This window comes from Paraburkholderia sp. BR14320, assembly GCF_040948665.1.
Lineage (GTDB): Bacteria > Pseudomonadota > Gammaproteobacteria > Burkholderiales > Burkholderiaceae > Paraburkholderia > Paraburkholderia youngii.
In genome coordinates this window covers 100,014-124,084 of record NZ_JBFPKG010000002.1, presented here as the reverse complement: position 1 = coordinate 124,084, position 24,071 = coordinate 100,014, and the positions used below count along the sequence as shown (strand labels likewise).

23 protein-coding genes and 3 pseudogenes are annotated in these 24,071 nt (G+C 60.3%); 7 read left to right on the top strand and 19 right to left on the bottom strand.

Features of this window, described 5'->3' with window-relative positions; genetic code table 11:
* Nucleotide 1: 1 nt before the first annotated feature.
* The 7 genes from AB3X89_RS03210 to AB3X89_RS03180 form a co-directional block, all read right to left on the bottom strand.
* Complete coding sequence (locus AB3X89_RS03210) at nucleotides 2-322, bottom strand: type IV secretion system protein VirB3 (RefSeq protein ID WP_368581798.1); 321 nt, start codon at nucleotides 320-322, stop codon at nucleotides 2-4.
* A 17-nt stretch (nucleotides 323-339) separates the two neighbouring features.
* Complete coding sequence (locus tag AB3X89_RS03205) at nucleotides 340-633, bottom strand: TrbC/VirB2 family protein (RefSeq protein WP_227749247.1); 294 nt, start codon at nucleotides 631-633, stop codon at nucleotides 340-342.
* A 97-nt stretch (nucleotides 634-730) separates the two neighbouring features.
* Entirely contained in the window at nucleotides 731-1,405 is a 675-nt protein-coding gene (locus AB3X89_RS03200; RefSeq protein ID WP_368581797.1) for a lytic transglycosylase domain-containing protein, read from the bottom strand.
* Nucleotides 1,406-1,407: 2 nt separating this feature from the next.
* Nucleotides 1,408-1,983: a hypothetical protein gene (locus tag AB3X89_RS03195; protein ID WP_368581796.1), complete on the bottom strand. Its 576-nt coding sequence runs from the start codon at nucleotides 1,981-1,983 to the stop codon at nucleotides 1,408-1,410.
* 365 nt (nucleotides 1,984-2,348) lie between these two features.
* Nucleotides 2,349-2,636, bottom strand: coding sequence for a hypothetical protein (locus tag AB3X89_RS03190; protein ID WP_368581795.1), 288 nt, complete (start codon nucleotides 2,634-2,636; stop codon nucleotides 2,349-2,351).
* Nucleotides 2,626-2,862, bottom strand: a complete 237-nt coding sequence (locus tag AB3X89_RS03185) for a helix-turn-helix transcriptional regulator (RefSeq protein WP_368581794.1) — start codon at nucleotides 2,860-2,862, stop codon at nucleotides 2,626-2,628. The genes AB3X89_RS03190 and AB3X89_RS03185 overlap by 11 nt, the downstream gene beginning before the upstream one ends.
* Before the next feature lie 103 nt (nucleotides 2,863-2,965).
* Entirely contained in the window at nucleotides 2,966-3,526 is a 561-nt protein-coding gene (locus tag AB3X89_RS03180; protein ID WP_368581793.1) for a hypothetical protein, read from the bottom strand.
* A 365-nt stretch (nucleotides 3,527-3,891) separates the two neighbouring features.
* Here AB3X89_RS03180 and mnmH point away from each other — a divergent pair, with 365 nt between their 5' ends.
* A complete protein-coding gene (mnmH, locus tag AB3X89_RS03175; protein ID WP_368581792.1) occupies nucleotides 3,892-4,950 on the top strand; it encodes a tRNA 2-selenouridine(34) synthase MnmH in 1,059 nt (352 codons plus the stop codon).
* Here the strand turns inward: mnmH and AB3X89_RS03170 are convergent.
* Both AB3X89_RS03170 and AB3X89_RS03165 read right to left on the bottom strand, forming a co-directional pair.
* On the bottom strand, nucleotides 4,879-5,646 hold the full coding sequence (locus AB3X89_RS03170) for a fatty acid desaturase (protein WP_368581956.1): 768 nt from the start codon (nucleotides 5,644-5,646) through the stop codon (nucleotides 4,879-4,881). The two genes, mnmH and AB3X89_RS03170, sit on opposite strands and share 72 nt — an antisense overlap.
* A 244-nt stretch (nucleotides 5,647-5,890) precedes the next feature.
* Complete coding sequence (locus tag AB3X89_RS03165) at nucleotides 5,891-6,631, bottom strand: autoinducer binding domain-containing protein (protein WP_368581791.1); 741 nt, start codon at nucleotides 6,629-6,631, stop codon at nucleotides 5,891-5,893.
* Nucleotides 6,632-7,829: 1,198 nt separating this feature from the next.
* On the opposite strand from AB3X89_RS03165, the pseudogene AB3X89_RS03160 reads away from it, so the two are divergent.
* Nucleotides 7,830-8,174, top strand: a pseudogene (locus tag AB3X89_RS03160) (fatty acid desaturase); the annotation flags it as partial.
* Nucleotides 8,119-8,349 carry an Arm DNA-binding domain-containing protein gene (locus tag AB3X89_RS03155; protein WP_368581790.1) on the top strand — a complete coding sequence of 77 codons (231 nt, stop codon included), beginning with the start codon at nucleotides 8,119-8,121 and terminating at the stop codon, nucleotides 8,347-8,349. The pseudogene AB3X89_RS03160 and the gene AB3X89_RS03155, both read left to right, overlap by 56 nt.
* Here AB3X89_RS03155 and AB3X89_RS03150 read toward each other — a convergent pair.
* Nucleotides 8,334-8,450 (bottom strand): annotated as a pseudogene (locus AB3X89_RS03150) (amidohydrolase); the annotation flags it as partial. The gene AB3X89_RS03155 and the pseudogene AB3X89_RS03150 sit on opposite strands and share 16 nt — an antisense overlap.
* Here AB3X89_RS03150 and AB3X89_RS03145 point away from each other — a divergent pair.
* From AB3X89_RS03145 to AB3X89_RS03135, 3 genes and pseudogenes are all read left to right on the top strand, one after another.
* Nucleotides 8,449-8,664, top strand: a pseudogene (locus AB3X89_RS03145) (hypothetical protein); the annotation flags it as partial. The pseudogenes AB3X89_RS03150 and AB3X89_RS03145 overlap by 2 nt on opposite strands.
* A 582-nt stretch (nucleotides 8,665-9,246) precedes the next feature.
* Nucleotides 9,247-10,545 (top strand): ATP citrate lyase citrate-binding domain-containing protein, encoded by a 1,299-nt coding sequence (locus AB3X89_RS03140; protein ID WP_368581789.1) that lies wholly within the window; start codon nucleotides 9,247-9,249, stop codon nucleotides 10,543-10,545.
* A 10-nt stretch (nucleotides 10,546-10,555) separates the two neighbouring features.
* Nucleotides 10,556-13,255, top strand: coding sequence for a CoA-binding protein (locus AB3X89_RS03135; RefSeq protein WP_368581788.1), 2,700 nt, complete (start codon nucleotides 10,556-10,558; stop codon nucleotides 13,253-13,255).
* A gap of 347 nt (nucleotides 13,256-13,602) precedes the next feature.
* Here AB3X89_RS03135 and dctA read toward each other — a convergent pair whose 3' ends face one another.
* Together dctA and AB3X89_RS03125 are read right to left on the bottom strand one after the other, a co-directional pair.
* Nucleotides 13,603-14,913, bottom strand: a complete 1,311-nt coding sequence (dctA, locus tag AB3X89_RS03130; protein WP_368581787.1) for a C4-dicarboxylate transporter DctA — start codon at nucleotides 14,911-14,913, stop codon at nucleotides 13,603-13,605.
* Nucleotides 14,910-15,875, bottom strand: a complete 966-nt coding sequence (locus AB3X89_RS03125) for a LysR family transcriptional regulator (protein ID WP_368581786.1) — start codon at nucleotides 15,873-15,875, stop codon at nucleotides 14,910-14,912. The genes dctA and AB3X89_RS03125 overlap by 4 nt, the downstream gene beginning before the upstream one ends.
* 207 nt (nucleotides 15,876-16,082) lie before the next feature.
* On the opposite strand from AB3X89_RS03125, the gene AB3X89_RS03120 reads away from it, so the two are divergent.
* The gene (locus tag AB3X89_RS03120; protein ID WP_368581785.1) at nucleotides 16,083-16,784 is read left to right on the top strand and encodes a YoaK family protein; all 702 of its coding nucleotides are present in this window, start codon (nucleotides 16,083-16,085) and stop codon (nucleotides 16,782-16,784) included.
* Here AB3X89_RS03120 and AB3X89_RS03115 read toward each other — a convergent pair.
* From AB3X89_RS03115 to AB3X89_RS03085, 7 genes are all read right to left on the bottom strand, one after another.
* Nucleotides 16,772-17,200 (bottom strand): 2-oxoglutarate and iron-dependent oxygenase domain-containing protein, encoded by a 429-nt coding sequence (locus AB3X89_RS03115; RefSeq protein ID WP_368581784.1) that lies wholly within the window; start codon nucleotides 17,198-17,200, stop codon nucleotides 16,772-16,774. The genes AB3X89_RS03120 and AB3X89_RS03115 overlap by 13 nt on opposite strands.
* 21 nt (nucleotides 17,201-17,221) lie before the next feature.
* A complete protein-coding gene (locus tag AB3X89_RS03110) occupies nucleotides 17,222-18,616 on the bottom strand; it encodes an LLM class flavin-dependent oxidoreductase (protein ID WP_368581783.1) in 1,395 nt (464 codons plus the stop codon).
* Nucleotides 18,616-19,863: an SfnB family sulfur acquisition oxidoreductase gene (locus AB3X89_RS03105; protein ID WP_368581782.1), complete on the bottom strand. Its 1,248-nt coding sequence runs from the start codon at nucleotides 19,861-19,863 to the stop codon at nucleotides 18,616-18,618. Before AB3X89_RS03105 ends, AB3X89_RS03110 begins: the two co-directional genes overlap by 1 nt.
* 3 nt (nucleotides 19,864-19,866) lie before the next feature.
* Nucleotides 19,867-21,114, bottom strand: coding sequence for an SfnB family sulfur acquisition oxidoreductase (locus AB3X89_RS03100; protein ID WP_368581781.1), 1,248 nt, complete (start codon nucleotides 21,112-21,114; stop codon nucleotides 19,867-19,869).
* A gap of 69 nt (nucleotides 21,115-21,183) precedes the next feature.
* Entirely contained in the window at nucleotides 21,184-21,840 is a 657-nt protein-coding gene (locus AB3X89_RS03095; protein ID WP_368581780.1) for a methionine ABC transporter permease, read from the bottom strand.
* A complete protein-coding gene (locus AB3X89_RS03090; protein ID WP_368581779.1) occupies nucleotides 21,833-22,999 on the bottom strand; it encodes a methionine ABC transporter ATP-binding protein in 1,167 nt (388 codons plus the stop codon). The genes AB3X89_RS03095 and AB3X89_RS03090 overlap by 8 nt, the downstream gene beginning before the upstream one ends.
* 25 nt (nucleotides 23,000-23,024) lie before the next feature.
* Complete coding sequence (locus AB3X89_RS03085; RefSeq protein WP_368581778.1) at nucleotides 23,025-23,864, bottom strand: MetQ/NlpA family ABC transporter substrate-binding protein; 840 nt, start codon at nucleotides 23,862-23,864, stop codon at nucleotides 23,025-23,027.
* Between the last annotated feature and the right edge of the window lie 207 nt (nucleotides 23,865-24,071).

The following is a 24,071-nucleotide window of genomic DNA, read 5'->3' as shown; positions in this document are numbered from 1 at the left end:
GTCACGCCCTCCTCTTCAGGCGGACCGGCACGTAGGCATGCACGCCCCAGAAGCGACGGTTGCGCTGACGCAGCACCATACGCAGGCGCAGCATGTACTGCGCGAGACGCTGATCGTCGTGGCGTGTGATCACCCGCATCACGACGAACACGGGGATCATCAGGAAGAGGATTGCGACACCCAGTGGCGGGCTCGCGAGCAGTGCCCAGATGGCCGGAATCAGCATGCCGCCGCCGACCATCAGGAACGGCACAAGTGGCACGCCCCAGAGCATTGCGGGACGCGTGCAGCCCTTGAATACGGGATCCTTGAGCGGGGTCATGGTTCGGCGCTCCCGGATCAGCTCGTCGGAATCAGCATGCCGGCGATGACCGTCGCGCAGCCGACGAAGAGTCCGCCGATGAACACGTTCGCGATATCACCGAACCGGGCGTGCTGGAACATCATCCGGAAGCCCGCCCAGATGATGGAGATCGAGCAGATCACGCCCCCCACGCCCAGCAACGTCGTCTGGATCGTGCTCAGCAGCGTATTGACCTGGGAGAGCTGTGCCCACGCAGGCGACGCGAACATCAGGGAGGAAGCGGCGATCGCGATTCCTCGCGCCGCCGTTCGGCCGGACAGCCATCGCATCGTCCACATATCGACTTTTCGCAATTTATAACGTATTCCTAAATACATGATCAGCTCCTGTTCGATCGATCACTATCTGATTCTTCAAAACGACGAGTTAGAACACCACTGCACTGCCATCAGGCTCGTGCCGCTTATCCGTAACCGGTGATGTGGCAGTCTCTCCATTGCGGTCCTGCCGCGATGGCTGTCGAATGACAGATCGGGGGCGAGCTGCGCGAACCGGCGTCGCAGAATCAACCGGCACGAACGGGATGCGGATGATCGCCGGCACGCTCGGCGGCGATGGCAACTGCTCCGCCGCGTCGTCCACGACGCGCTGTACATACCCCGTCCGGTAGCCGGTCGAAAAATTGCCGCTCGCATAGCAGGACAGGCTCGCGCGCAGCGCGGTCTGTCTGTCAACCTGAGAACCGGCATCTCCATGGACCTGCCGAATCCGCGCCGCCGCGAAGCAGCCTTGCAGGATCGCGGCGCCTGCCGCCAGGTTGCGGCACGGCTCGAAAGCGTTATCCGCAGTCAGGCCATAGGCTGGCCAGTTCGCGCGATTCACCTGGGCGAGTCCGACGCTGAACTTCCAACCCGTCGTCTCCAGCGCGCGTGCCGTTGCCACCGCTTCGGCGGCATTCGATGGTTGCCGCAGCAACCGGCCATGCACCACGCCGATCGCATAGGGATTGAATCCGGATTCAGTGCGCACGATCGCGGCCATCGTGACCGGCGCGATCTGCGGCGCGCACTGCTGCGCGAGTGCCATGAAGTCGAGGAACATGATCAGTTCCCCCCGCCGAGGCGATCCCACTGCTGGTCGATGCGCTGCTGGAAGAGCGCTGCGGACTGCGTCGGGTCGTACGGCGCTTGCGTACTGCCCGCCCCATAGAATTCAGTGATCGTGGGCCCCTGTCCACCAACGTCCCACCAGACACGTGCATAGAGCTGGTTATCGATAGTGACGTTGATAGCGCCGCTTGCCCGACACAGCAGTTCGTTCTGTTCCGGACCACCCCAAAACAGCAGGTCTTCGCGACAATAACCGCCGCTCGCGAACGTATTGGTGGCGGACGTACCGTGCACCCCGCCTGCACCGAACTCGCACGTCGGAAATGGGTCGCCGTGCCGCAGCGCGCGCCATAGCTTCTCGATCGGCGGCACGCATTCGCCATACTGCTCGGGACCGCCGGGATTCGATAGGCAGAGCATGACCTGGCAACCCCAGTCGTCCGCATGCGCCACGCCCGGCGTGAAAACCGAGGTGCCGGCGAGCAGTGCCAGCGCGAGCGACCGGCGCCGCACAATACCGCGCATCGCGCGCAGTTCACGACACCAGAGAACGAAACGATCCATCTTCATGATCCACCTTCCATCGATTCAATCCGTCGCGCACCGACGTACCGACACGGATGTGCGCGGGAAAAGAAACCCGCGGGGCCGGGGAGGCACGCCGCGGGTTCAAGGGGGATCAGCAGAAAACAAAAAAGCCTGCGACCGTAAGGTTCACAGGCTTGACTCGCATTGCGACCACTACGCCCACACACATACCTCGGGACATCGGAGCCGCTGGCGCGTACTCGGTCGTGCGTTTGCGCGTCGACCGGAACAGGTTGTTGACTGCACTCTAGGTGCGATTTTGCAGAGAGGCAAGCCTCGAAATCGCCGGTATTTCCGCACTGTCGTCCGTCAGGTTCCGGGGGTGTCCGGCGAATTCCGGAAATATTTTACGGCCGTTTCTTCTCCAGCAGACGGGCAAGCGCGTGCTCGGCTGCGGCGAGTTCCAGTTGGTAAAGACTGTGCGGATGACGAGGAATTTTGAGGCGGCGACAAACCACTTCGCGACCGGCGCGCCACAAGAACACCATACGAAGCAATTCCTTGTGACGAGGCTCGAGACATCGCCAAGCCGCCTCGATCCTGGCTGCGTCGATCGGATTGTAGGCGCCACGTGACGCATTGGCCCAGTTGTCGAGACGGGATTGCAGCGACGCACGGGATGGATCAATCATCATGCGCCCCGTCGAACGGACTGGCCGCCACGCGGTATCCGGCTGGATTGACCAAAAACGTCTCGATGTCCGACGCTCGCCAGCCTACCATTCGCCCGCCCAGCGATACTGGCCTCGGGAACGTTCCATCTTTGATGCGCTGATAGATGGTGGAACGAGACAGGCCGACGACCTTCTCAACCTGTTTGCGACGCAGGATCGCGCCTGCCACATGTATCGAATCCGACATGACTTCCGTCCTCCTGGCTTTGTGCGGATCTGTCCGGCACAGATCAGATTCAAGCAACAGGAAGCACAGACGGGGAAGTCCGTCTTACCGTCAGGACAACCCGTCAGGACCGCGACCGCGAGTATCGGCTGCCAGCAGTTTCCTTCAGCCAATCGGGTCGGATTGCAGACGCATACGTCTGCGCGCTTCGAGACGCCTCGCCGTCGGGTTGAGCTTTCAGATTCAACCGTTCGTCGATCGCCCGCGCTACGACGGACGACTTGGGCGGATTGTTCTCGTCATAGTCGGACCAGAAAATTTGCATGACATCAAACATTCCGGAAAGAATCTCGGTAATAAACGGCAGCCGAACGGTGATCCCGTAAGAATGCTCCGACTGCTCCTCGCAGGCGCATTGCAACGTCCTCCATGATGGGGCCATCGCACGCAACGACTCGAGCTCCTGCTCCTGTCGCTCTTCTATCGCATGATGCACGGCCACCGTACGAAGCAACGCCTTTCCCATATCGCTCAGTTGTCGCTCCTTCCCTCTCAATTGCTCCGTTAGGCGGCGAACGTCAGCCTCGGCCTGGTCGACGCGCCTCTGCAGTGAATTTGGAGCAAGCGCTACGGTGCTATCGTCGCGTGCTCCTGCTGGCTGACATGGGTTCTCTGAGTGATCCATGATCCTCCTCATCGCCTGCAGCGTTCTGCCGCATCAGTTCCCCGTTACCTGCCACAAATCAAACCGGACGGCGACATCGATCGTCCAGCCGATCCAAATGTGCAGCACGGTCCCTTAGCGTTGACCTGCAACTCCCGCAATTCCCTCATTCGATTACTACAGCGCCCCGTTGCGGCGGCGTATCCTGAAGTCAGACATGACACTCTGACGGCCGGTCAGTAGTAGAACGATCGTACGAGCCGGCCTGGCAGCACCTGTTGTCGGACGCAGCGCGGCAAGAAAAAGTCTAGTTCGCTGGCTGAGGGATCGGCACCATACCAAACTACATTGACTTTTAACCGTCAATGTGATAGCTGAGGCAAAACATGTACGACGTGGATGCTTTGAAGAAGTTTGACCTGGTGATTGACGCGAGGAGCCCGCGTGAGTTCGCCGAAGACCATTTGCCAGGCGCGATAAACCTGCCCGTTGTATTCGATGATGAGTACGCCGAAGTCGGTACTACGCATCGAACTGATCCTATGCGCGCGTATCAGATCGGCGTCGCCTATTCTTTAAAAAACATTGCGCGGCACCTCGAGCTTCCGTATTTTCGGCCAAGTCGAAAAATGTCAATTCTGGTTTATTGCTTCCGGGGTGGAAAACGAAGCAAGCTCTGGGCAGACACGTTAGAAACAATTGGCTACAAGGTCGAACGACTCCCGAAGGGTTGGAAAGGATATCGGAGCTGGGTTCGTGAAACTCTTGAAGAGATCCCTGCCCGCTTGCAGTTCAATGTGCTTTCCGGTCCCACAGGATGCGGGAAGACGCGTTTGCTGATTGCTTTGAGAGAGTCTGGTGCACAGATCATCGATCTCGAAGATCTCGCCTCGCACCGAGGATCGATCATTGGGGCAATTCCCGGACGACAACAGCCCACTCAGAAGCTATTCGACACCACGTTGCTTGCCGAGCTTTATCGGCTGGACTCTTCGAGACGCGTCTGGATTGAAGGTGAGAGCAAACGTATTGGGCAAGTCCAATTACCTACTGCGCTGTTCGATCGAATGCATGAGGGACGTTTGTTTTCGGTCAAAACGCCGATGGCCGAGCGGATCGAAATGTGGCGTCGCGAGTATCCCCACTTCGAAAAAGACCCCGAGGGTCTAGTCACGCGCCTAAGCTATCTAAAAGCCCTCATAAGCGGGGTAACCCTACAAAAATGGATGTCGCTGGCTGAGCGTCATGAAATCGTCCCCTTGTTCGAGAGCATCATGCTCGATTACTATGATCCTGCATACTCGCGCTCCACGAAAAAAAACTACTCGCGTACCGGCTGCCCTATAGAGGTCGAACTTGAGACATTAGACTCATCATATCTTGCTACCGTCGCAAAGCGTTTGATTTCTGAGAGCGAGACGCCGACGTCGTTGACGCGTGAGTAAAATCTTTGCGCGTCGATCCATTAAGTGGTACCAAGCCGGCGGAAACAGCGCTAACCAAAGCATCTGAAAGTAGCCTGCGGGCATAGCGACGCCTTGCGAACCGAGACTCAAATATCTCACCTCACTTTCGCGGTGGTGAGCGTTGTGAAATCCGTTATTGACAAGCAGACAGTTCGACAGCCAGAAGTCGACGTCCCAAGCTGTTATCGTGGGACGGGAGGAGTCCACGACGATACCGTAATGCTGCATATATCCCACTGTTTCGACAACAAAGATGCTAACAATGGAATAGCCAATATAGAACGTCGCAACTCGTACTTGCAGAACCGCTGCTATGGCCAGTAGAGACAAGGAGAAAACCAGGTTTCTAAACAAACTCAACGGCACCTTCCCATCGCGATATGACTGCGGAGAGAGTGAAGAGGCAAAGGCAGCCGTATAGGATCTACCGGCATGGCGCCACGCCGACGTTCCCAACGGCGCCGCCGAACCGAACTTCGGATTTCCCACGTGTTGATGATGTAGTTGATGTGCGAATCGATAATGCGGATAGCCGGCGACGGCGAATGCGATGTCACTTGTCTCCCTCCAGAATCTATTCGGTCGATGCGCAAGTTCATGAAGGTGCGCCATCGCGGTCGCGCTGAGTAATCCGCAAGCTGTGGCAAGTCCGATCAACTCTATCCAGGACGACATGCTTGCGCGCCATGCCCCGACTCCGATCGCGACCATCCACGCGACCGCGAACCAACACGGCACTTGATCCTCAGTTGTGTTCTCGAAGACTTTCCCCGCTCCCGGAGCTCCACGGCCTATCGCCGCGTCCAGCATAGGAACAAGAAAAAGAACGATCATCGCGAACGCCCACGGTTGTCCGACAAGGAACAGACCAGCCGCGGCTATCGGCAAAGTTAGTGATAGCCAAAATGCACTAATCGAGTTACGCCAGAAGGTCATTTACCTGAGCAAACTTAACCGCTTCCGAAATATGAGAAACCCCAATCTTATCCTTTATCTTTTTATAGTTTCCATAGACCGTCTGAATAGAAATATCTAATTCGCGAGCAATATCTTCAGCAGTAAATCCCATCTTCACGTAGCCCATTACACGAAGATCCATTTCAGTAATTCCATGCGCCTCAATTAGCTCGCGCTTTGAGACTCGATTGAACCAATCCAGTAGCTCCGAGGCGAGTGCCCTGAAGTACAACCGATGTGCAGCGAGCTTTTTTTCCCCGATCTCCTGGCTATCGTCGGAACCGATGTACAGAACGCCCAGACGGTCTGAAACGCTCGTATGGACCGGAACGACGATTCCACTTCTGAAGCCATGTTCACTCGCGGCTGCAAGCATTTCACACTGGCCTTGCGTCTCAAGCGCAATCTCCGAACCGGTGATTGGTGCGGTGTTGCTTCGCGCATACTCCAAAAATGGATCGGTCATATACCACTTATTGGTGTTGTACATCTGGCACCATTCGGGGCTGCAGCCGATCAAAAAACGATGCGTAGGACGGGCCGCCGTCGACACTCCGGGGTAAATGGCAACGAAGACGTACGACTCTCCGCCCAGTGCACTGACTATGGCCTTCACGCAATCGGCCAATTCGCAATCGCCGCTGGCGCTGATGAGCCTTTCAAAAAGGACGCTTAGGTCTGGGGGCGTCAGTTGGGTGGCCATCTCTTCCGCCTCTATCCCCTTTCCGATCTCTCCAGCTATCCGAGCGCGCGACTTTCTAGAAGTTGACGCCGAACCTCGTAATACAACGGGGCGAGTTCTTTCGAATAGTTATCTGCAACGGCAAATCGTTGGACATCGTAGGGAACCGTTATGGGAAGCACCTGAACGAATGTCGTTTGATCTCTTTCAATCAGTCGTCGCTCCAGAACGAACCCCGGGGAGGCCCTAAACAGACTGAGCACAACCCGCTCTCCGCCGATAAGGAGCCCGCGCTCAAAAATAAGGCTCTTCATCATCAGCTCCGTCACGGAGATTGCGATGACCACAGGAGGAGCAGGCAATCCCTTCAGCGTCGATTTCTGACGTACTAGAAATAAAGTCCTCGGACCCACACGCATCACACTCCACGATCAAACCGTTGAACACGGCACCGCAGCACTGACAAGTGAGGCGGTGAACCTCACCTGCGGCGAGGATTTCCCAGCAGTCTTCCATCGGAACACTGCATTTGGGACAGAGAAAACCCAGTTCGCATGTAGCGCTTGCCATGACTGAAAGCTATAAGAAAGAAAAGTCGCATGAAGTAATAGTTCAGCTTAGTTTGCTCGGTTTCATCTGCCAAATAGCGGGAGCCAATAGTGTATCGACTCCTCATAATGCGAATTTGTTAAACGATGGCGTGATCTGGCTTAAGGGTTGCTTGAGCGGGTGCGGACGACTTAGCAAAACCTCATTGCCATCAACTGGGGACAGACTTGCAGTTTGTAGGAGCCGGAATGCCCCAGGACCGATCTGCCAAAAGGCCCGTTGTTAGCTCACTGGTTCGTTCCTCGGAGAATTAGGGTAGCGTCGTCCCGAGCAAATATTCGTCCCACGGGAGCCACAACGCACCGCTAACACCAAGTTTTTTGCGTATACAGGTGCGTATATCATCGTTATCGGAATAAATTTTCTTGTTATTTTTCCATTGGTTATGTGCTTAATTCGAGTCCTCTCCTGAGCGGATCTAACCAACGCCCGTCATTGAGCACGTGCACCACGGTTGACTTACACGCGCCGTCTGAGCCAGGCAACGCTGGAAAAAGCCGGTCGGCGAATAGACGTTCGATCCTGCGGGTAATTTGCGGGTAGGAGTCGACATTTCGCCTCACAAAACTATGTCGGAGGCCCAACCAGCAAGGCCGCGCACGATAGCAAGCTGATTCTGAACAACAACTATCATCTGGTTCACCATGACTTGCCGCAGGTGCCCTGGTTTGCGCTTCGGACGGTCTATCAAACGTCCCGCCAGCAGTACATAGAACGCTCCGGAGCCTTTCTGGTCAAGGGTTACAGCGAATGGGTCAGACGCTATGGATTCGCTGCGGTAGCGCATTCGGTGGCGATCGGCACGTCCGACTCAGGCCGAGGAAATCCGGCTGCTTCCGCCGGTTTTGCGGGTAAATTGCGGGAAAAATTTTTGGTAGTTGTCCGTCAAGGAGAACTCCATGAGGCTCACCTACCCGCTCCTGCAGAACGCCAAACCGCAGAGCAAGCCCTATAAACTTCGTGATCGCGATTCCATGTATTTGCGGGTCTCGGTCCCGGGTTCGAAAGTCTGGAAATTTGATTACCGATTGGGCGGCAAGGACTGTCGCTACAGCTGTCGGATGGACAGCGGTCATTCCAGGCTTACTGCTTGCCGCCGCTCCATCCGTCCCGTTCACGTAAGGCGATAAGCCTTGCGCGCGGTTCCCCGGAACAAAGCCTCGCGTTCGCCAGCGCTAGCGTGTGCCGTCAACTTCTTGAAGGCGTTCCAACCGTTGCTGAATGGATAGGAATCCGTTTACAAAATTGCGGTTGGCACCACGCTCGCTGACGACCGGTTATGCGTGCAGCAGCTTGAAGCGGCGATCGCGACCGTACTGGGTTTGCAGCCAGCGCAGATCAACATCTTCGTGACCATCGTTACACAGGAGGAAGTCGACCTGCACTTCGGTGTCTACGAGAGGATGCTGGCTGAAAAGCTCGGCGTGGCGCCGTCGATCCAGTAACCCACGCGGCAGCCATGGAGCGGTTGACTGGCAACAGAAGCGCCAGCATGAAGGGGCAACTGTCGGCAAGACAGCCCACGAGACCAGGTGCCCCTTTATGACCGGCCGCGCTCCCGTGGCGAGCGAGGCAGTAGCCGGGCGGTCCGCGTTGCTCGCCTGAGGGTTGCTCCTGCCTCAGCCACCGCGAGCGAGACCGCCGGGCCGATGCGTTACCCGCTGCGGGGCCCCTTTGCACGTCTGCATTGATAACCTTGGGACATCAATGCTTCGAAAAATTGCACTTCCCGTTTTGCGCGTCCTGCGCAAATATCGATCCCCAAGACGTTCATAACAGAGAACTCGTCGGAGAAAGGCGCGAAGCGCAAAACCGTGTTTCGCCTCTCCCAGTGCAAGCCCGATTATGGCTGCCGCCTGGAGGTACCGACGCGCATCTCGCCCGCCCCACCTGGCCACGTGATTCTCCTGCCGCCGCCTTCGAGCGCGTCCACGGCAGCGGTGCGTCTCGCGCCTGCCGCAGCGAGCTGACTGAATATCCAGTATCCGCTTCATTCGTCATTACCTTCAAATTCGGGAGACACTCACATGCAGATCACCGGAATGTTGCACGGCGCGCGCCTGCTGCAATTCGTCGGCTTTCCGTCCAGCGAAGTGCTGGGCCCGGGCGCCAGCGAAGAAGAGATCAAGTCGCTCATCGACCGGCATGGCCAGATATTCATCAAGCCGGTATTCAAGGGCGGCGTTGGCAAGAAAGGCAAGGCCGGCCTGCTCGGCCGCGCAACCGATCTCAAGACGGCGCTGGCGGAAAAAGAACGGCTGTACTTTGCCGAGCACGTTGTAGGTCACGTGCGGGCGAAGGCGAACGGCGTGACATTCGAAGCGGGTGTGCCCGCCAAGCACGAAGTCTACTTTTCGATCTCCGATTCCACGCGTTTTCGCGCTCCCACCATGACGCTGTCGCACATGGGAGGAATGGACATCGAGGAGGTCGATCCAAAGCACGTCGCGATGGTGCCGTTCGATGCGCTGACCGGACTTAAGGCGTTCGTCGTCGCCAATGCGCTGAGCGAGATCGGGGCGCCGCGTGAAATCATCTCGCCACTCGTGCAGCAGTTGCCGAAGCTCTGGGAACTCTTCCATGACTTCGGCATGACGACGCTCGAACTCAACCCGATCCGCATGCGCGAGGACAAAAAGGGGCGTCTCACGCCCGTGGCATGCGACTTCAAGTGCGGATTCGATCGCGACGATCCGCGCTTTTCGCGACTCGGTCTCCCGCCCCATCTCTTCGCCGCAGACTACTCGGACTTCGAGCAGGAGATCAACCAGCTTCGCACGCACCAAGGCCAAAGTGATGTCTACGTGATCAACGACAAGGGAACCATCCTCGCGCCCACGTTCGGGGGCGGGGCGAACTCACTCGTCACCGAGATGTTGGGCGACGCCGCCATTATCTCGTCCGATTTCGGTGGCAACCCGCCCTACGAAAAAATGAAGGAAGTGGCGCGCATCTGCTTCCGGCACTGGCTCAAGCAATCGAACGTGCTATTCATCATCGGCGGCAAATCCAACAACACGGACATCTACGAAACCCTGCGTGCGATGGCGGATGCACTGCGCGAGCACTTCAGCGAGCACGGTCCGACGCCGCTCTACGTCGTCCTCGGCCGCGGCGGTCCTAACCTGGTTCGTGGCATGTCCGCACTGCGCGACACCTGTGATTCGCTCGGCCTGCCCTATCGTCTCTTCGGCTTTGACTCCGATATCAGCGAAGTGATCCAGTACGCACGCAAGGCCGATGCATGGATGCGCTCGGGTGGACGCTCGCAGGTCGCGGCGCGCATCGGCGCGCGCGACGCTCAATCGCAAACGGCATCGGCCTGAGGAGATCGACATGCACAAGCAAGGCAACAGCCACTTCAAATACTTCGTCGCAATCCAGTCGCTGGCGGACATCGCCACGCGTGAAGATCGCGTCTGCGTGCTCAATATTCTTGGGGGCGAGTCGTCGGACGTCACGCCGGTGAGTCACGCCTTCTCGGGCGCGAACGTCGTGTTCGGCACCGCTCCCGGCAAAGGCGGGCAAGTGCTCGCGACGCCAGCAGGCGACATTCCGGTCTTCAACAACGTGAGAGAGGGTTTGGAAGCCGGTCATCGGTTCAACTGTGGCGTGGTGTACCTGCCTCCGTCGGCCGCGCGCGACGGCGTGGCCGAGCTGATCCGTGTGAATCCGGATCTGCGCAAGGTCTTCATCATCACGGAGAAGATCGCCGTGCACGACGCCCGTGAAATCCGCGCAATGGGACAACAGGCGGGCGTCGACATCTTCGGCGCGAACGGGCTGGGCGTCGCGGACTCGTGGCAGCGCGTGCGTATCGGCGGCGCGCTCGGCGGTGACGATCCGGGCGCAACGCTGCGCCGGGGATCGATCGCCATCTTCTCGAACTCCGGCGGCTTCAGTACCACGATCGCGCAGTACCTGCGCATGAGCGGCTGGGGCACATCGACCGTCGTTTCCAGCGGAAAGGATGTCTATATCCACTATGCCGCACCGGAGTTCGCCTTTGCCCTCGCCAACGACGCGCGCAGCAAGGCCGCCGTGCTGTACTGCGAGCCCGGCGGGTACTACGAGGCCGAAGCGGAGTTCACCAAACCCGTGGTCGCGTGCGTGGTGGGCCGCTGGAAAAGCCGTCTCACGCGCGCAGTGGGACACGCGGGCGCGATGGCGGGTGGCGCCGACGATGCGCTCGCGAAGGAACGCTGGTTCATGGAGAAATTCGGCGTCGAGCGGCTCTTCACGCCCGACGATCCTTGCTGCTCGGCGAAGGGCGCGGTGGTGACGAACATCGCCCATATTCCCGCCGCGCTCACGGCGGTGATGCGCGCAAACGCAACGATGCCCGACTTCGAGCCGGAAGGCAGCCTCGCGCTCAAACCGTGGTTCGGCTCGGATCAGGGGCTCGAGTTACCCGGCGAACTCGCGCTGCCAGTCGTGCGGGCCGTCGCGCCCTACGACGAGCAAGTCGCGCGGGTGAACGACCAGGTCGGCGCGATCCCGCCGCGGCAGCCGTTGAAAGACGCCTCGGGCGCCTCGCAGATGGACGCGAAGACCCAGGTCAGCAGCTTGCACGGCGTATCGATGCTCGAAGCGGCGACGCATTCGTTCGAAGCGAACGTGTGCCTCGCACTTTTGCACGAGTTCGGTGGCACAAATGACGAGAAACTGGTCGACGTCGCAATCGGCGCGGCGGTGAACCTGTACGGCACGCCTGAACTGGCGGCCGCGCAGGCGGCGCGCGAGGCGGGCAATGCGCCAAACGCGGTGCTTGCCGCCGCCGCTGCGATCGTCGGGCCGAATCGCCAGCGCGCGGCGCGCGAGGCAGCCAGGCTGATGATCGACCGCTTCGCGGCAGCAAAACTCATGGACGCGTTCGATCACGAATTCGACATCGACGCGATCGACACCGAAGGCAGCGCGGCACTTTTTTCCGACGAACCCGACCTGCAAGCGCAGGCCATGCTCGCCGGGCTCGCCGTGCGCAGTGTGAGTTCGGTATTCGTGCGATGGCTTGCCAACGGGCCGGGCCATCCGCGAGCGGACGCCGTGCTCGCGGCGATCACGACGACACTCGCCTGGGGCCCGCTCATGCGCAAGCGCATCTCGCGGCTCACGGCGGAGAACCTGCCATGGTGGATGAAACTCTTCGGCACGCTGATCGGCGCCTCGGCGGACGCCTCGCGCCACCGTGCTGACGGTTTCTGCGACTTTTCCACCGAGGCGTTGCTCGGCGAGCGCTCGCTGACGGAGGTGGCATTCGCAGCGCTGCTCGGTCTGAAACAGTCCGCCGACGACCTGTTCGCATTCAGGACGCTGACCGGATTACTGCTCACGAACGGACCGGGCGCGATCTCGGCGCAAGGTGCGAAGGGTGCGGTGTCCGCCGACGGTCCCGAATCTCCAGAACGCGTCCAATTGAACAAGGCGCTCACGGGCTTTCTCACCCATTCGGGTTATACGCACGGCGGCAACGGCTATGAAGGCATCGCCTTTCTCATCGAGGCGTTTCGCGACAGTGGCCTCGACGACCCCGCCGACGCGCAACACGGCGTCGACCTCGAAGCACTCGCGCGCCGTTCGGTCGAGCACTATGCGCAGTACAAGGCGCAGCAGAAACAGCTGGGCAGCCTCGACATCGCCAAGCTGCCGGGCGTGAACCACCCGGTCTTCAAGGACAAGCCGGTGAACCATGATCCGCGCGAGGTGTTTATCTCCAGGCTTTACGAGGCCCGCGGGGAGTACAACGCGTTCCATGCGTACTACCGCGCGCTGGTGCAGGCATTGTTCGACGCGGGTGTCTCGCGCAACGTCTACTGCGTCAATGTCGATGCCGTGATCGCCGCGCTGCTACTGAAGATGCTGTGGCAGCCGCTCAAACGCGGAGAGTTCAGCGAGGCGGACCTTGAAACCGCCGCGTTCACAATCTTCCTCTACCCGCGCATGCTCGGATGCGCGGCGGAAATTGACGATCATCTGAACCGCGGACGCAATATGGACACGCGAACGCCCGCATCACAGTGTCGTTTCGTGGCCTGACTGTGGGACTCTGAAGGCGCGCCGGGCGCTAGTGCACAGGTAGCACCCGGCGCGGCAGAGCCAAATGTCGATCGATAACTAACAAACATCAATCGTTCAAAACATTGCAATTATGGTTTTATTGGTCATGGGCCAATATTCCCGAAAGACAAGACCGGACCACCGCATTTATCGGGATTTCAGGAGACACATTGATGCACCCCTCGCCCTCTACCCGTTGCCGGGACACTCCAAGGCTCCGGCGGTTTTCCGCGTAACGGCCGGAAATTTTCTGGAACAGTTCGACTTCTTTCTTTTTGGCTTCTGATGGAAACCTGAAGGAAGGCTTGGCTCTGGCCATTTCCCTCTCACGTCTTCGGGGCATTCCTCGCGACTTCCTCCGCACTCTGCGCGCCGCCTGGCGTTGCTGCCCCGAGCATCCGCCCGAGACACGCACGATCGCACGCACCTTCCCACATCGAAACAAAGATCACTGCGCAAGCGTTGCTGACCACGCTCGTCAGCGCCCGCGCCTCTGACATGAAGCGGTCGATGCCTACCAGTAGCGCCACTCCGGCGACGGGCAAATCGGGAATCACTGTCAACGTCGCGATGAGCGCGACCAGCCCGCTGCCCGACACGCCGGCCGCCCCCTTTGAGGTGAGCAACATAACCGCGAGCATCGTCGCGATCTGCGGCGCGGAAACCGCTACGTCGCACGCCTGCCCAATGAACATCGAGGCGAGCGTCAGATAGATCGCGGTGCCGTCGAGATTGAACGAATAGCCCGCGGGCAGCACAAGCCCCACTAGGCCCTTGTCGCAGCCGAGCGCCTCCAGCTTCGCGATCAGACGGGGCAGTACCGGCTCCGTCGACGACGTCGCCAGAACGATCAGCAACTCCTCTCGCAGGTAGCGCAACAGCCGCCAGAGAGCGAAACCCTGCACGCGCGCAAGCGGAGCGAGAACCAGCGCAATGAACAGCACGCATGCCACGTAGAAAGACACCATCAACATGCCAAGCGAGCCGACCGAGCGGATCCCGAAGCGGCCCACCGTGAATGCCATCGCGCCGAATGCGCCGAGAGGCGCCAGTCGCATGATCATCGCGAGGATGCGAAAGAGCGTCTCGGCGATGCCGTCGATGAGCGCGAGCACCGGCCTGCCGGCGCCCGGACATGAATTCAGCGCGAAACCGAAGAGCAGCGAGAGCAGCAGCACGGGCAGCACCTCGCCCTTGTCGAAGGCACCAAGCATCGTCTCGGGGATGAGGCTCATCCCGAACGCGACAACATCGCGCGGATGCGTGCCCTTCGCATATTGCGCGAGGTTACTCACGTCCAGGTGGCTTGCGTCGATGTGCATTCCCGCGCCGGGGCGCAGCACGAACGCCGTGACGAGTCCGAGCGCGAGCGCCGCGGCAGTTAGAAGATAAAAGAGCGCCAGCGCCCGGAAAATTGTGCGACCAATCGCGTTTCCGCTTCCAAGCGATGTAACGCCCGAGACGATCGTGCGAAAAACGATGGGCGCAATCATCATCCTGACAAGGCCAATGAACCCGTCGCTCAGGGGCTTCAGCAGCGGGCCCGCTTGCGGCAAGAAATGACCGAGCGCCATACCGAGCACCATGGCCAGCACAACCTGCACATAGAGCAAGCGAAGCGGTCTCACCAATCTCACGATGCCGTCTTCCTGCCTTGCCGCTCTTTCGGAGACGCTTCGTCGCTTAAGGCATCGCCGCTTGCGCCGCCGCGCCTGAGCTCGATAATCGTTCTGTGGAACTCCTGAGCGGCCGGGGTCAGCGGACGCCCGCGGCGCCTCACGATTCCCACGCGCCGCTTGACCACCGGTTCGACGAGCGGCACGCTCGTGAGGATGGGGTGATTGTGCCCGGGCATGGCCATCGACGGCACCGCCGCGACACCGAGGCCCGCTTCGACCAAACCCAGCATGGTCGTGACATGGCGAGTCTCGCAGATACTCGGCAAGCGCGGTGCCACCGCCGAGAGCGCCTGATCGAGCAGTAATCGGTTGCCTGAAGTCTTGTCTACCGAGACGTACTCGTGCTCGTAAAGCTCGCTCCAGCTCACGCGCTTCTTGCTGGCGAGCGGATGATCACGACGGCAGGCGGCCACGAAGCGCTCCTGCAGCAGCACCTTGAAGTCGACCTCGGTCTCCTGGCTGCCCACAAAGCTCACCCCGAAATCAGCCTCTCCGCTGATGACGGCGGAAAGCACCTCATTGGCGCTCACATCCAGCAACTTGACCCGGATGCGAGGAAAGCGGCGATGATAGCTGGCAACGGCGTTTGGCAGGAAGTAGTAGGCGACCGAAGGCACGCAGGCAATGGTCACATGACCCAGGCGGCTCGAAGAAACGTCGCGGATGCCGAGCAACGCGACGTCGAGATCATCGAGCAGCTGTTCGGCGCTAGGCGCAAATACACGACCAACCGTGGTGAGCGTGACGCTGCGCGTGGTGCGCTCGAACAGACGCACGCCGAGCGCTTCCTCGAGCTTGTCGATGCGGCGGCTCAAGGCCGGCTGCGAAATGCTGACCGCCTCGGCGGCCTTGCGGAAGCTTCCGAGTTCCACGACCGCTCGAAACGCCTGCAAGTCGTTCAAGTCGAAATTGACGCCCACAGGTCATCCCTCCGCGTTTCAAATCAGGTATTTTGCACGATGCAGCGCAAAGCACCCATTGGGAACTACGCGCGTTTGCGGCCGTAAGCGCACGACGGTCAAACTTGACAAGCCAGGTATTTATTGCGAGGTAACCTTCGCAGCAGATTGCCGCGCGGCATGCAACCTATATATTGGCATTACCGGTCAAGACGAGAGGTCGATTCGATGGACTTTGATTCGGCGAGTAGAACTCGTAGCGTCGCGGCGCTGTTGACGTTATCGGGAGGCTTTCTGGACGCTTTCGCGTATGTCGGGCATGGTGGCGTATTTGCCAATACGATGACGGGGAATGTCGCCCTTCTCGGTATCCAGATCGCGGCGGGGGACTGGGCGCGGGCGGCCCGCCATATTCCTCCATTGATCGCTTTCGTGTTCGCGGTATTTGTCGTTCATCTCCTGCGCCTCGATGCCTTTGCGGCTTCGGTCCGTCGTCCAGCACTCGTTTGCCTGCTTCTTGAGATTGCCTTTCTGTCCATCGCGGCAAGCGGTCTGGTCGGCGACTCGGATGTCTGGCTTATCCCTGGCATTTCGTTCGTCGCCACCCTGCAGACCTTGTCCTTCACGCACATCGAGAATCTGACCTACACGTCGGTCATGACAACAGGAAACCTACGGCGAGCGGCGAAAAAACTGCTGGAGGCCTTTATCCCGAGTTACGACAGAATTGCGTTGCACGAGGCGTCACTGCTTGGGATGGCAGGCTTTTGTTTTTTCGCAGGCGCGGTGTTTGGGGGTGTGACGACACGGATGCTACACGATGGAGCACTTTGGCTTGCAGTCCTGCTTCTCGTCGCAGCGCTTGTCCAGATAGGTCGGCTAGTTCGTCGGCGCGAAGACGAGGCTGCCGCGCGGAGTTACGGTGAGTGATACGGGATGTCTTGTGCTGATGGCCCTGGCTGGATTCCGGTTTGCCCCGCGCATTCGCGATCTTGGAAACATGAAGCTGAGAAAACGGCAATCGACAGGCGATTGAGTGGAGGCATTCGGCACCATCGGTTATGACCGACGGTTTTGTAGAACTGCCGCGAGCGTGCTTGCACCTCGCGAATGGTCGCCGCGTCGATACCGTGACCGCGCAGATAGAAGAAGCCGATATCACGCGCGGCTTCGCGCAGCTTAACCAGAAAATTCGCGAGCGCTTCGGCATCGCCGTGGTCGAATTGCATCAGGTCGAGTACGGGCAAAGCAGTGGCGGCGCAGCGGTCTCTATTGGACATATGAACTTTCGCGGTCAGATCGTCATTCGATGAATCAGCCGCGAAGCGCACGAGCGGCCAGCTCATCCGCGATAGCAACGAGATTGATCAACGGTGGACGTTTGGCTCAATCTCTCTTCGCTCGTTCGATCCGACACGGAAATCTGACGCGGCGTGCTGCTCGGGCAAATGATCGCCGCGCCCAAACAGCTTGCCGCGCAGCGTTCCGTCCGCATAAGCAGTCTTGTAAAGACCCCGGTTCTGCAGTTCGGGCACGATGTGATCGATGAAGTCTTCGTAGCTCTCGGGCACCACCGTACGGCTCAGATTGAATCCATCGATACCGGTTTCTTCGATCCAGCCCTGCAGTTCATCCGCGACCTGCGCGGCACTTCCGACGATGGCGGGATACCGGCCACCCAGCTCGAACATCTCGAGCAGCTTGCGCCGTGTCCAGCCGTGCTGCTTTGCTGTGCGCGTGGCGGACTCGATGGCATTGGTGGGCGCGTAATCGACGGCGGCGTCAAGATCGTATTGTGCGTAATCGATGCCCGTGCTGGCGGCAAAATGTGCAAGCCCTGCGTCGCGGCTTGCATACCGTAGATAGTCCGCGTATTTCTCGCGAGCTTCGCGCTCCGTGGCGCCGGTCACGACTGCCGCGCCGGCGAACACCTTCACGTCATCTGGGCGTCGTCCCGCTTCAACCAGTTGCTCGCGCAGCGTCTTGACCGTCTCGCGTGCAACCGCACGACTCGGGGGCGAAATGAACACGCATTCTGCGTGACGGGCGGCAAAACGTTGACCACGCCCCGAACTCCCCGCCTGAAACAAAACTGGCGTGCGCTGCGGCGACGGCTCCGCGAGGTGATAGCCGTCCACGTTGTAGTAGCGCCCCGCGTGCCGGATCTTGTGGACCTTCGCCGGATCGGCATACACACGCGCCGACTTGTCGCGAAGCACCGCATCCGCTTCCCAGCTCCCTTCCCAGAGCTTGTACAGCACGTCGAGGTATTCGTCCGCGCGGTCGTAGCGCTCGTCGTGGGGCAACTGCTCTTCAAGTCCCATCGCCCTTGCCGCACTGTCGAGATAGCCCGTCACGATGTTCCAGCCGACTCTGCCTTGCGTCAGATGATCGAGCGTCGAGAAACGCCGTGCAAGCAGATAGGGCTGCTCGTAGGTGAGGTTGACCGTGACGCCGAAGCCGAGATGCCGGGTAACGGCGGCCATCGCCGAAATCAGCAGCGTGGGATCGTTGACGGGAAGCTGGATCGATTCCCGCAACGTCACGTCGACGTTGTGCTGATAAACGTCATACACGCCAACGATGTCGGCCAGAAACAGCCCGTCGAACAGTCCACGCTCGAGCGTGCGCGCCAGATCGGTCCAGTACGGCAGTGTCCGATAGTCTGCCGAGCGATCGCGCGGATGCGTCCATAACCCGTGGTTGATATGGCCGACGCAATTCATGTTGAATGCGTTCAGCAGGATCTGCTTTTTTGCCATCACAAGGCTCCGTGCCTGGGCGGATGTTTGTCGTTGAGATAGAAGTTGCCGACGGCGTGATACTTCCAGCGCACGGGATCATGCAGCGTGTGGGTGCGTGCATTGCGCCAGAACCGGTCGAGGCCGAGGCCGTCGAGCGTCGCGGCCGTGCCGGCGAGTTCGAACAGCCGCGAGCCGGCTTCCAGTGAGACCGTCGTGGTGAGCGCGCGCGCCTCGGCCACGGCGATCGACGCCTCAGCAACGGAGCGTTCGGCTGGCTTCGCCTGGGCTGCATCGACCAGGCGGCCCGCCCGGCGCAACAGCGCTTCCGCCGCGCTCAGGCGAACGGCAAGATCACCGAAGGCCGTGATGGTGAGCGGATCCTGCGACGCATGTTCCACCCTTGCGTCGATCCATGGCCGCGAATGCTCGCGCACGAACTGCAACGCTGCCTGAAATGCCCCGCGCGCCTGTCCCAGATCGATTGCCGCATGCATGATCTGCGCGAACGGGCCGATCGTCGTAGGCCGCTCGAACGAAGTCTGAAACGGCACGATCCATTCTGGCTCGACGCGCACCTGATCGAACTTCACGGAGCCGCTGCCCGTGATGCGTTGCCCGAAACCGTCCCAGTCGTCGATCACTTCGACACCCGGCGCGTCGCGCGGGATGAACACGAGGTAAGTGACATCGCGCCCATCTTCTTCGCTGACCGCCAGTGTGGGAATCCAGTGTGCGAACAGCGCGCCGGTGCAATAGAATTTTCGCCCTTCGACTTGCCACCCGGCCGCGCCGCGCGTGAGCCGCGTGCGCCGTTTGAAGTCCTTGTGGCCAGTCTCGGCGAGTGCGTTGCCGAATCGGTCTCCCGCCAGTACGAGATCATAGAAGAAGCGCTGTTGCTCAGGGCGCCCGCCGACACGCAGCACTTCCAGTGCATAGAAATGATTCTGCGGAATCTGGCCCAAAGAGCCATCAGCTGCCGCAATGATCGCCGTCACTTCCGCGAGCGTCTTGCTGCTGACGCCCGCGCCGCCATATTCGCGAGGCACCGTGATCGCCCATAGACCACTCGCCACGAACGCATCGAGTTCGGCCCACGGCAACCGGCGATCGCGATCGCGCGCCGCGGCTTCGGGGGCGAAAGCTGCGGCGAGCTGTCGAGCGGCGAGCAACGCGTGTGCGTCATCGGCGATTCGTGCCGGCCTCGCGCGCGTCGATTCGGCCGGCGAGATGCGCTCAAGCGTACTGTCATGAATGTCTGTTGCCATTTTTCAGTTCCACGAATGCCGCACGGGCAGTACGTCATTCAGAAAATAGTTTCCGACCAGATGCAACTTCCAGCGCACGGGATCGTGCAGCGTGTGGGTGCGCGCATTGCGCCAATGGCGATCGAGGCTGTGTGCCGCGCGCGTCGACGCGGACCCCGCCAGTTCGAACAGCTTCTCGCTGGCTTCAAGCGCGATGCGCGTCGTGAGCACTTTTGCCTGAGCCACGGCAACGGACGCACGCGCGCTCGCCGCGGCATCGACCGGCTGCGAGGCGGTGGCGTCGAGCGTGTGGCCAGCCTCGATCAGCACTTCGTGCGCGGCGTGGAGATCGATTTGCAGGCGGCCGACGTCGGCGATGATGTAGGGATCGTCGACGGCGCGCTGCAGCCCCGAATCAATCCACGGCCGGGAACGCTCGCGCACGAAATGGATTGCATCGGCCACGGCCGCCTCGGCGATTCCCTGGTCGATGGCGGCCTGTATCAGTTGAGAAGTCGGCCCGAACAGACCCGGACGGTCGCCAAGCTGCCAGATGGGCAATACATCGTCGGCATCGACGGACACCTGGTCGAAAATCACGGTACCGCTCGCGGTTGTGCGCTGCCCGAACGAATTCCAGTCATCGACCACGCTCAGGCCAGCGGCATCGCGCGGCACCCAGACCTGAACGGCACATCCTTCGTCGTCGGTCGCGCGGGCCGGAACGCGGTGCGCAAACAGCGCGCCCGTAGAATAGAAACGCTTGCCGTCTAGCCGCAGCCCATCTTGCGTCGCACGCAAGCGCGTCGTGCCTTGCAGGATCGTCGCGCTCGATGCGGAGCGGCGTTCCGGGCCGGCATTGCCGAGCCGCTGGCCCGCCAGCACTTCGCCATACAGGCGCGCTTTTTGGGCTGGTGTGCCGATCTCGCGAAGTACGCCCAGCACGCCGAAATGATTTTGCGGGATCTGACCCAACGCGGGATCGGCCGCGCAAAGAATCACGAAGACTTCCGCAAGAGTCGCGAACGAAACGTCGGCGCCGCCGTATTCCGCCGGCACGGTAATCCCTCCCAGCCCGCTTTCGGACCACCGGTCGAGTTCGGCCCATGGCAGGATGCGGTCGCGATCTCGTTCGGCGGCACCCGCTGCGAAGTCTGCCGCGAGGGTGCGCGCCGCATCGAGGGCTTCGGAATCGTCCTTGATGCGCTTGACACGCGCAGGATCGGGACGTCGCGGCAACTGCGCCACGGCATCAGATTGAAATGTCGACATGATGTTGGCTCGAATGCAAAAGTGAAGCCCGCAGCGCTACGATTCGCTTCCGGCCGATCTGGCCGGACTTCACGCCCGTCGCGCGAGACGGCGAACGAGGCGGTCCCCGACGACCTGCACCGCCGTGACAATCGCGATGAGCAACACAATGACCGTCACCATCACAGTCGTGTCGAAGCGCTGGTAGCCATAACGGATCGCGAGATCGCCAAGCCCGCCCGCACCGACGGCGCCCGCCATCGCGGACGAGCCGATCATCGCCACGATCGTGATCGTGAATCCGCCCAGGATGCCCGGCAGCGCTTCCGGCAGCAGTACATGCCAGATGATGTGGCGGCGCTGCGCACCCATCGCCTGGGCGGCTTCGATCAGACCGCGATCCACTTCGCGCAGACTGACTTCGGCAACGCGGGCAAAGAATGGAATCGCTGCGATAGAGAGCGGCACGATCGCAGCCCACACGCCGATCGTCGTGCCGACCAGAACACGCGTGAGCGGCAACAGCGCGACGAGCAAAATGATGAACGGCGTCGAGCGCAGCGCGTTGACGAGACCGCCAAGCGTCGAATTCACCGTGCGTCGCTCGTAGATACCACCCCGCGTGGTCGTGACGAGCACCAGCGCAAGCGGAATACCGACGATCAACGCGATGCATGCCGAAATGCCGACCATCAGCAACGTGTCACGAATCGCACCCGTCAGTTCCGAGAGCCACAGTTCAGACATACCCAAGCACCTCCACATGATCCGCGTGTCGCCGCGCACGCTCAACCAGCACGGCGATGCGGCTCGCGAATGCATCCTCTGACCTCTCATGCGCCGACAACCGCGCCGCCAGCACGAGACGCCCCTGTGCATGTCCCTGAATGCGGTCGATTCCGCCGTGCACGAAGCTCACCGCGCCGCCGTCCACCGTCAACGCCGAGCTCAATGCCGCAAGGTCCGGATCGTTTCCGCTGGCCCCCGTGTAGCGCACGTCAAGCAGAACATCGGCCGCCTCGCCAAGCAATGCAGGATTGCTCGCCGGCTTCAGGCGGGCGGCAAGATCGTCGGGAAGGGCGTGCACCAATGTGCGCAACAGCGCGCGCGTCGCGTCATGCCGTGGCTCGCCGAACACTCGCCACACGGGGCCTGTTTCGACTACGGCGCCCTGCTCGATGACAGCGACGGTGTCGCAGGCTTCGCGTATCACGCCCATTTCGTGCGTGATGAGAATGATCGTCAGACCGAGACGCCGGTTGATATCGCGTAACAACGCGAGAATCGACTGTGTCGTCTCCGGGTCGAGCGCAGAGGTCGCTTCGTCGCACAGCAAAATGTCGGGATCGTGTACGAGCGCACGTGCAATGCCGACGCGCTGCTTCTGCCCGCCCGAAAGACTCGCCGGAAATGCGTTTCGCTTGGCCGACAACCCGACGAGATCGAGCAGGGCCGAGACTTTCTCTTCGATGGCCGCCCGGGACACGCCCGCGATCCTGAGCGGCAACGCGATATTGTCATAGACCGTTTTCGCCGACAGCAGGTTGAAGTGCTGGAAAACCATGCCGATGCGCCGACGCAATGTGACGAGTCCGCTCTCGTCGAGTTCGCCGACGTTCACGCCGTTCAAGAGCACCGCTCCCGAGGACGGCTTTTCGAGTCCATTGACAAGGCGCAGCAAGGTCGACTTGCCCGCGCCGCTGCGCCCGATGATGCCGAATATCTCGCCACGACGCACATTCAACCGTACGTTCGTCAACGCGACGGCGGGCTGACCGCGTGCCGGCTTGAATACCTTGCCTGCGGCGTCGAATACGACGGCAGGTGCGGTGCCGTGCTGGGGCGCTCCGACGGCGAATGCCGATTCTTCATCGATGAAGCGCGCAGCGTCGAGCAGATGGGTCATGTGGAATTCCTTGCCGATCCCCGTCTCACCACGCGACAGCGTACAGATTGCCGAACGCCTTATCGAGCGCAACTCGCACAGCATGCGAATGCTGGTAGATCGAAATGAACTTGAGGATGCGCGGGTCGTTGACGCTTTCCGGGCGCACCACCCATTGAATCGCAAAGTTCTTGTTTTCGAGGCCATCGAACAACAGCGCGCTATTCGGATCGGCCGTGCCCGCGAGTTTGATAAAGCTCGGATAGCCCTGCGCGAGATCGACGTCATCGAGCGAGCGTGCCAGCTGCGACGCCTCGAGGGCAACGATCTTCAGATGCTTCGGGTTATCGACGATATCCAGCGTGGTCGCGCGGTAGTCGACGCCAGGCTTCAGCTTGATAAGTCCAGCGCGTTGCAGCAGGAGCAGTCCGCGACCGCCGTTGACGGGATCGTTCGCGATCGCAACCGTGGCACCATCCTTCAGATCCTCAAAGCGCTTTACCTTCTTCGAATAGAGGCCGATCTTCATGATCGTGCCGGGAGCAATCGCCACGAAGTTGTAACCACCCTGCTTCTTGGCGTTTTCGAGGAAGGGAATGTGCTGGAAATAATTGACGTCGATATCCTTGTTCGCGAGGGCGGCGTTCGGCGTATTCCAGTCGGTGAATTCGATGATCTTGACGTCGAGCCCTTGCTGTTTGGCTTCCTGAGCCGCGGTCTTCAACGCTTCGATTTGCGGGCTGGTCGATGTGCCGATCTTGAGTGTCTGTGCGTCGCCCGCGAATGCGGATGACGTACTGAAGGCCAGCACGAAGAGGATAGCGTGGACTGCCGACGCGTTTCGAGCGAAAAAGAAACGCCGTAATGTGGACAAAGCTTGATTCATACTCGACTCTCGTCAATGGAATGTATTGATTCAAAGCGCTCGCGACTGCAAGAGGCTCAGATCACGCCTCCACGGACTTCCACGTGCGGGAATGGACTGGGAACCCATTTGGCCGTTCGATAAGACCTCGCCGCGCTCAGTCCGGGGAGAGCCGATAATAGAGTCACGCAAAAACCCGGTCTACGAAGCGATTTTCGAATGGAAATC

Excerpts from the sequence above, each read along its gene's own strand:
- AB3X89_RS03210 (WP_368581798.1), bottom strand. The coding sequence starts at position 322 with ATGACCCCGCTCAAGGATCCCGTATTCAAGGGCTGCACGCGTCCCGCA.
- AB3X89_RS03205 (WP_227749247.1), bottom strand. The coding sequence starts at position 633 with ATGCGATGGCTGTCCGGCCGAACGGCGGCGCGAGGAATCGCGATCGCC.
- AB3X89_RS03200 (WP_368581797.1), bottom strand. The coding sequence starts at position 1,405 with ATGTTCCTCGACTTCATGGCACTCGCGCAGCAGTGCGCGCCGCAGATC.
- AB3X89_RS03195 (WP_368581796.1), bottom strand. The coding sequence starts at position 1,983 with ATGAAGATGGATCGTTTCGTTCTCTGGTGTCGTGAACTGCGCGCGATG.
- AB3X89_RS03190 (WP_368581795.1), bottom strand. The coding sequence starts at position 2,636 with ATGATGATTGATCCATCCCGTGCGTCGCTGCAATCCCGTCTCGACAAC.
- AB3X89_RS03185 (WP_368581794.1), bottom strand. The coding sequence starts at position 2,862 with ATGTCGGATTCGATACATGTGGCAGGCGCGATCCTGCGTCGCAAACAG.
- AB3X89_RS03180 (WP_368581793.1), bottom strand. The coding sequence starts at position 3,526 with ATGGATCACTCAGAGAACCCATGTCAGCCAGCAGGAGCACGCGACGAT.
- mnmH (WP_368581792.1), top strand. The coding sequence starts at position 3,892 with ATGTACGACGTGGATGCTTTGAAGAAGTTTGACCTGGTGATTGACGCG.
- AB3X89_RS03170 (WP_368581956.1), bottom strand. The coding sequence starts at position 5,646 with ATGTCGTCCTGGATAGAGTTGATCGGACTTGCCACAGCTTGCGGATTA.
- AB3X89_RS03165 (WP_368581791.1), bottom strand. The coding sequence starts at position 6,631 with ATGGCCACCCAACTGACGCCCCCAGACCTAAGCGTCCTTTTTGAAAGG.
- AB3X89_RS03155 (WP_368581790.1), top strand. The coding sequence starts at position 8,119 with ATGAGGCTCACCTACCCGCTCCTGCAGAACGCCAAACCGCAGAGCAAG.
- AB3X89_RS03140 (WP_368581789.1), top strand. The coding sequence starts at position 9,247 with ATGCAGATCACCGGAATGTTGCACGGCGCGCGCCTGCTGCAATTCGTC.
- AB3X89_RS03135 (WP_368581788.1), top strand. The coding sequence starts at position 10,556 with ATGCACAAGCAAGGCAACAGCCACTTCAAATACTTCGTCGCAATCCAG.
- AB3X89_RS03120 (WP_368581785.1), top strand. The coding sequence starts at position 16,083 with ATGGACTTTGATTCGGCGAGTAGAACTCGTAGCGTCGCGGCGCTGTTG.
- AB3X89_RS03115 (WP_368581784.1), bottom strand. The coding sequence starts at position 17,200 with ATGAGCTGGCCGCTCGTGCGCTTCGCGGCTGATTCATCGAATGACGAT.
- AB3X89_RS03110 (WP_368581783.1), bottom strand. The coding sequence starts at position 18,616 with ATGGCAAAAAAGCAGATCCTGCTGAACGCATTCAACATGAATTGCGTC.
- AB3X89_RS03105 (WP_368581782.1), bottom strand. The coding sequence starts at position 19,863 with ATGGCAACAGACATTCATGACAGTACGCTTGAGCGCATCTCGCCGGCC.
- AB3X89_RS03100 (WP_368581781.1), bottom strand. The coding sequence starts at position 21,114 with ATGTCGACATTTCAATCTGATGCCGTGGCGCAGTTGCCGCGACGTCCC.
- AB3X89_RS03095 (WP_368581780.1), bottom strand. The coding sequence starts at position 21,840 with ATGTCTGAACTGTGGCTCTCGGAACTGACGGGTGCGATTCGTGACACG.
- AB3X89_RS03090 (WP_368581779.1), bottom strand. The coding sequence starts at position 22,999 with ATGACCCATCTGCTCGACGCTGCGCGCTTCATCGATGAAGAATCGGCA.
- AB3X89_RS03085 (WP_368581778.1), bottom strand. The coding sequence starts at position 23,864 with ATGAATCAAGCTTTGTCCACATTACGGCGTTTCTTTTTCGCTCGAAAC.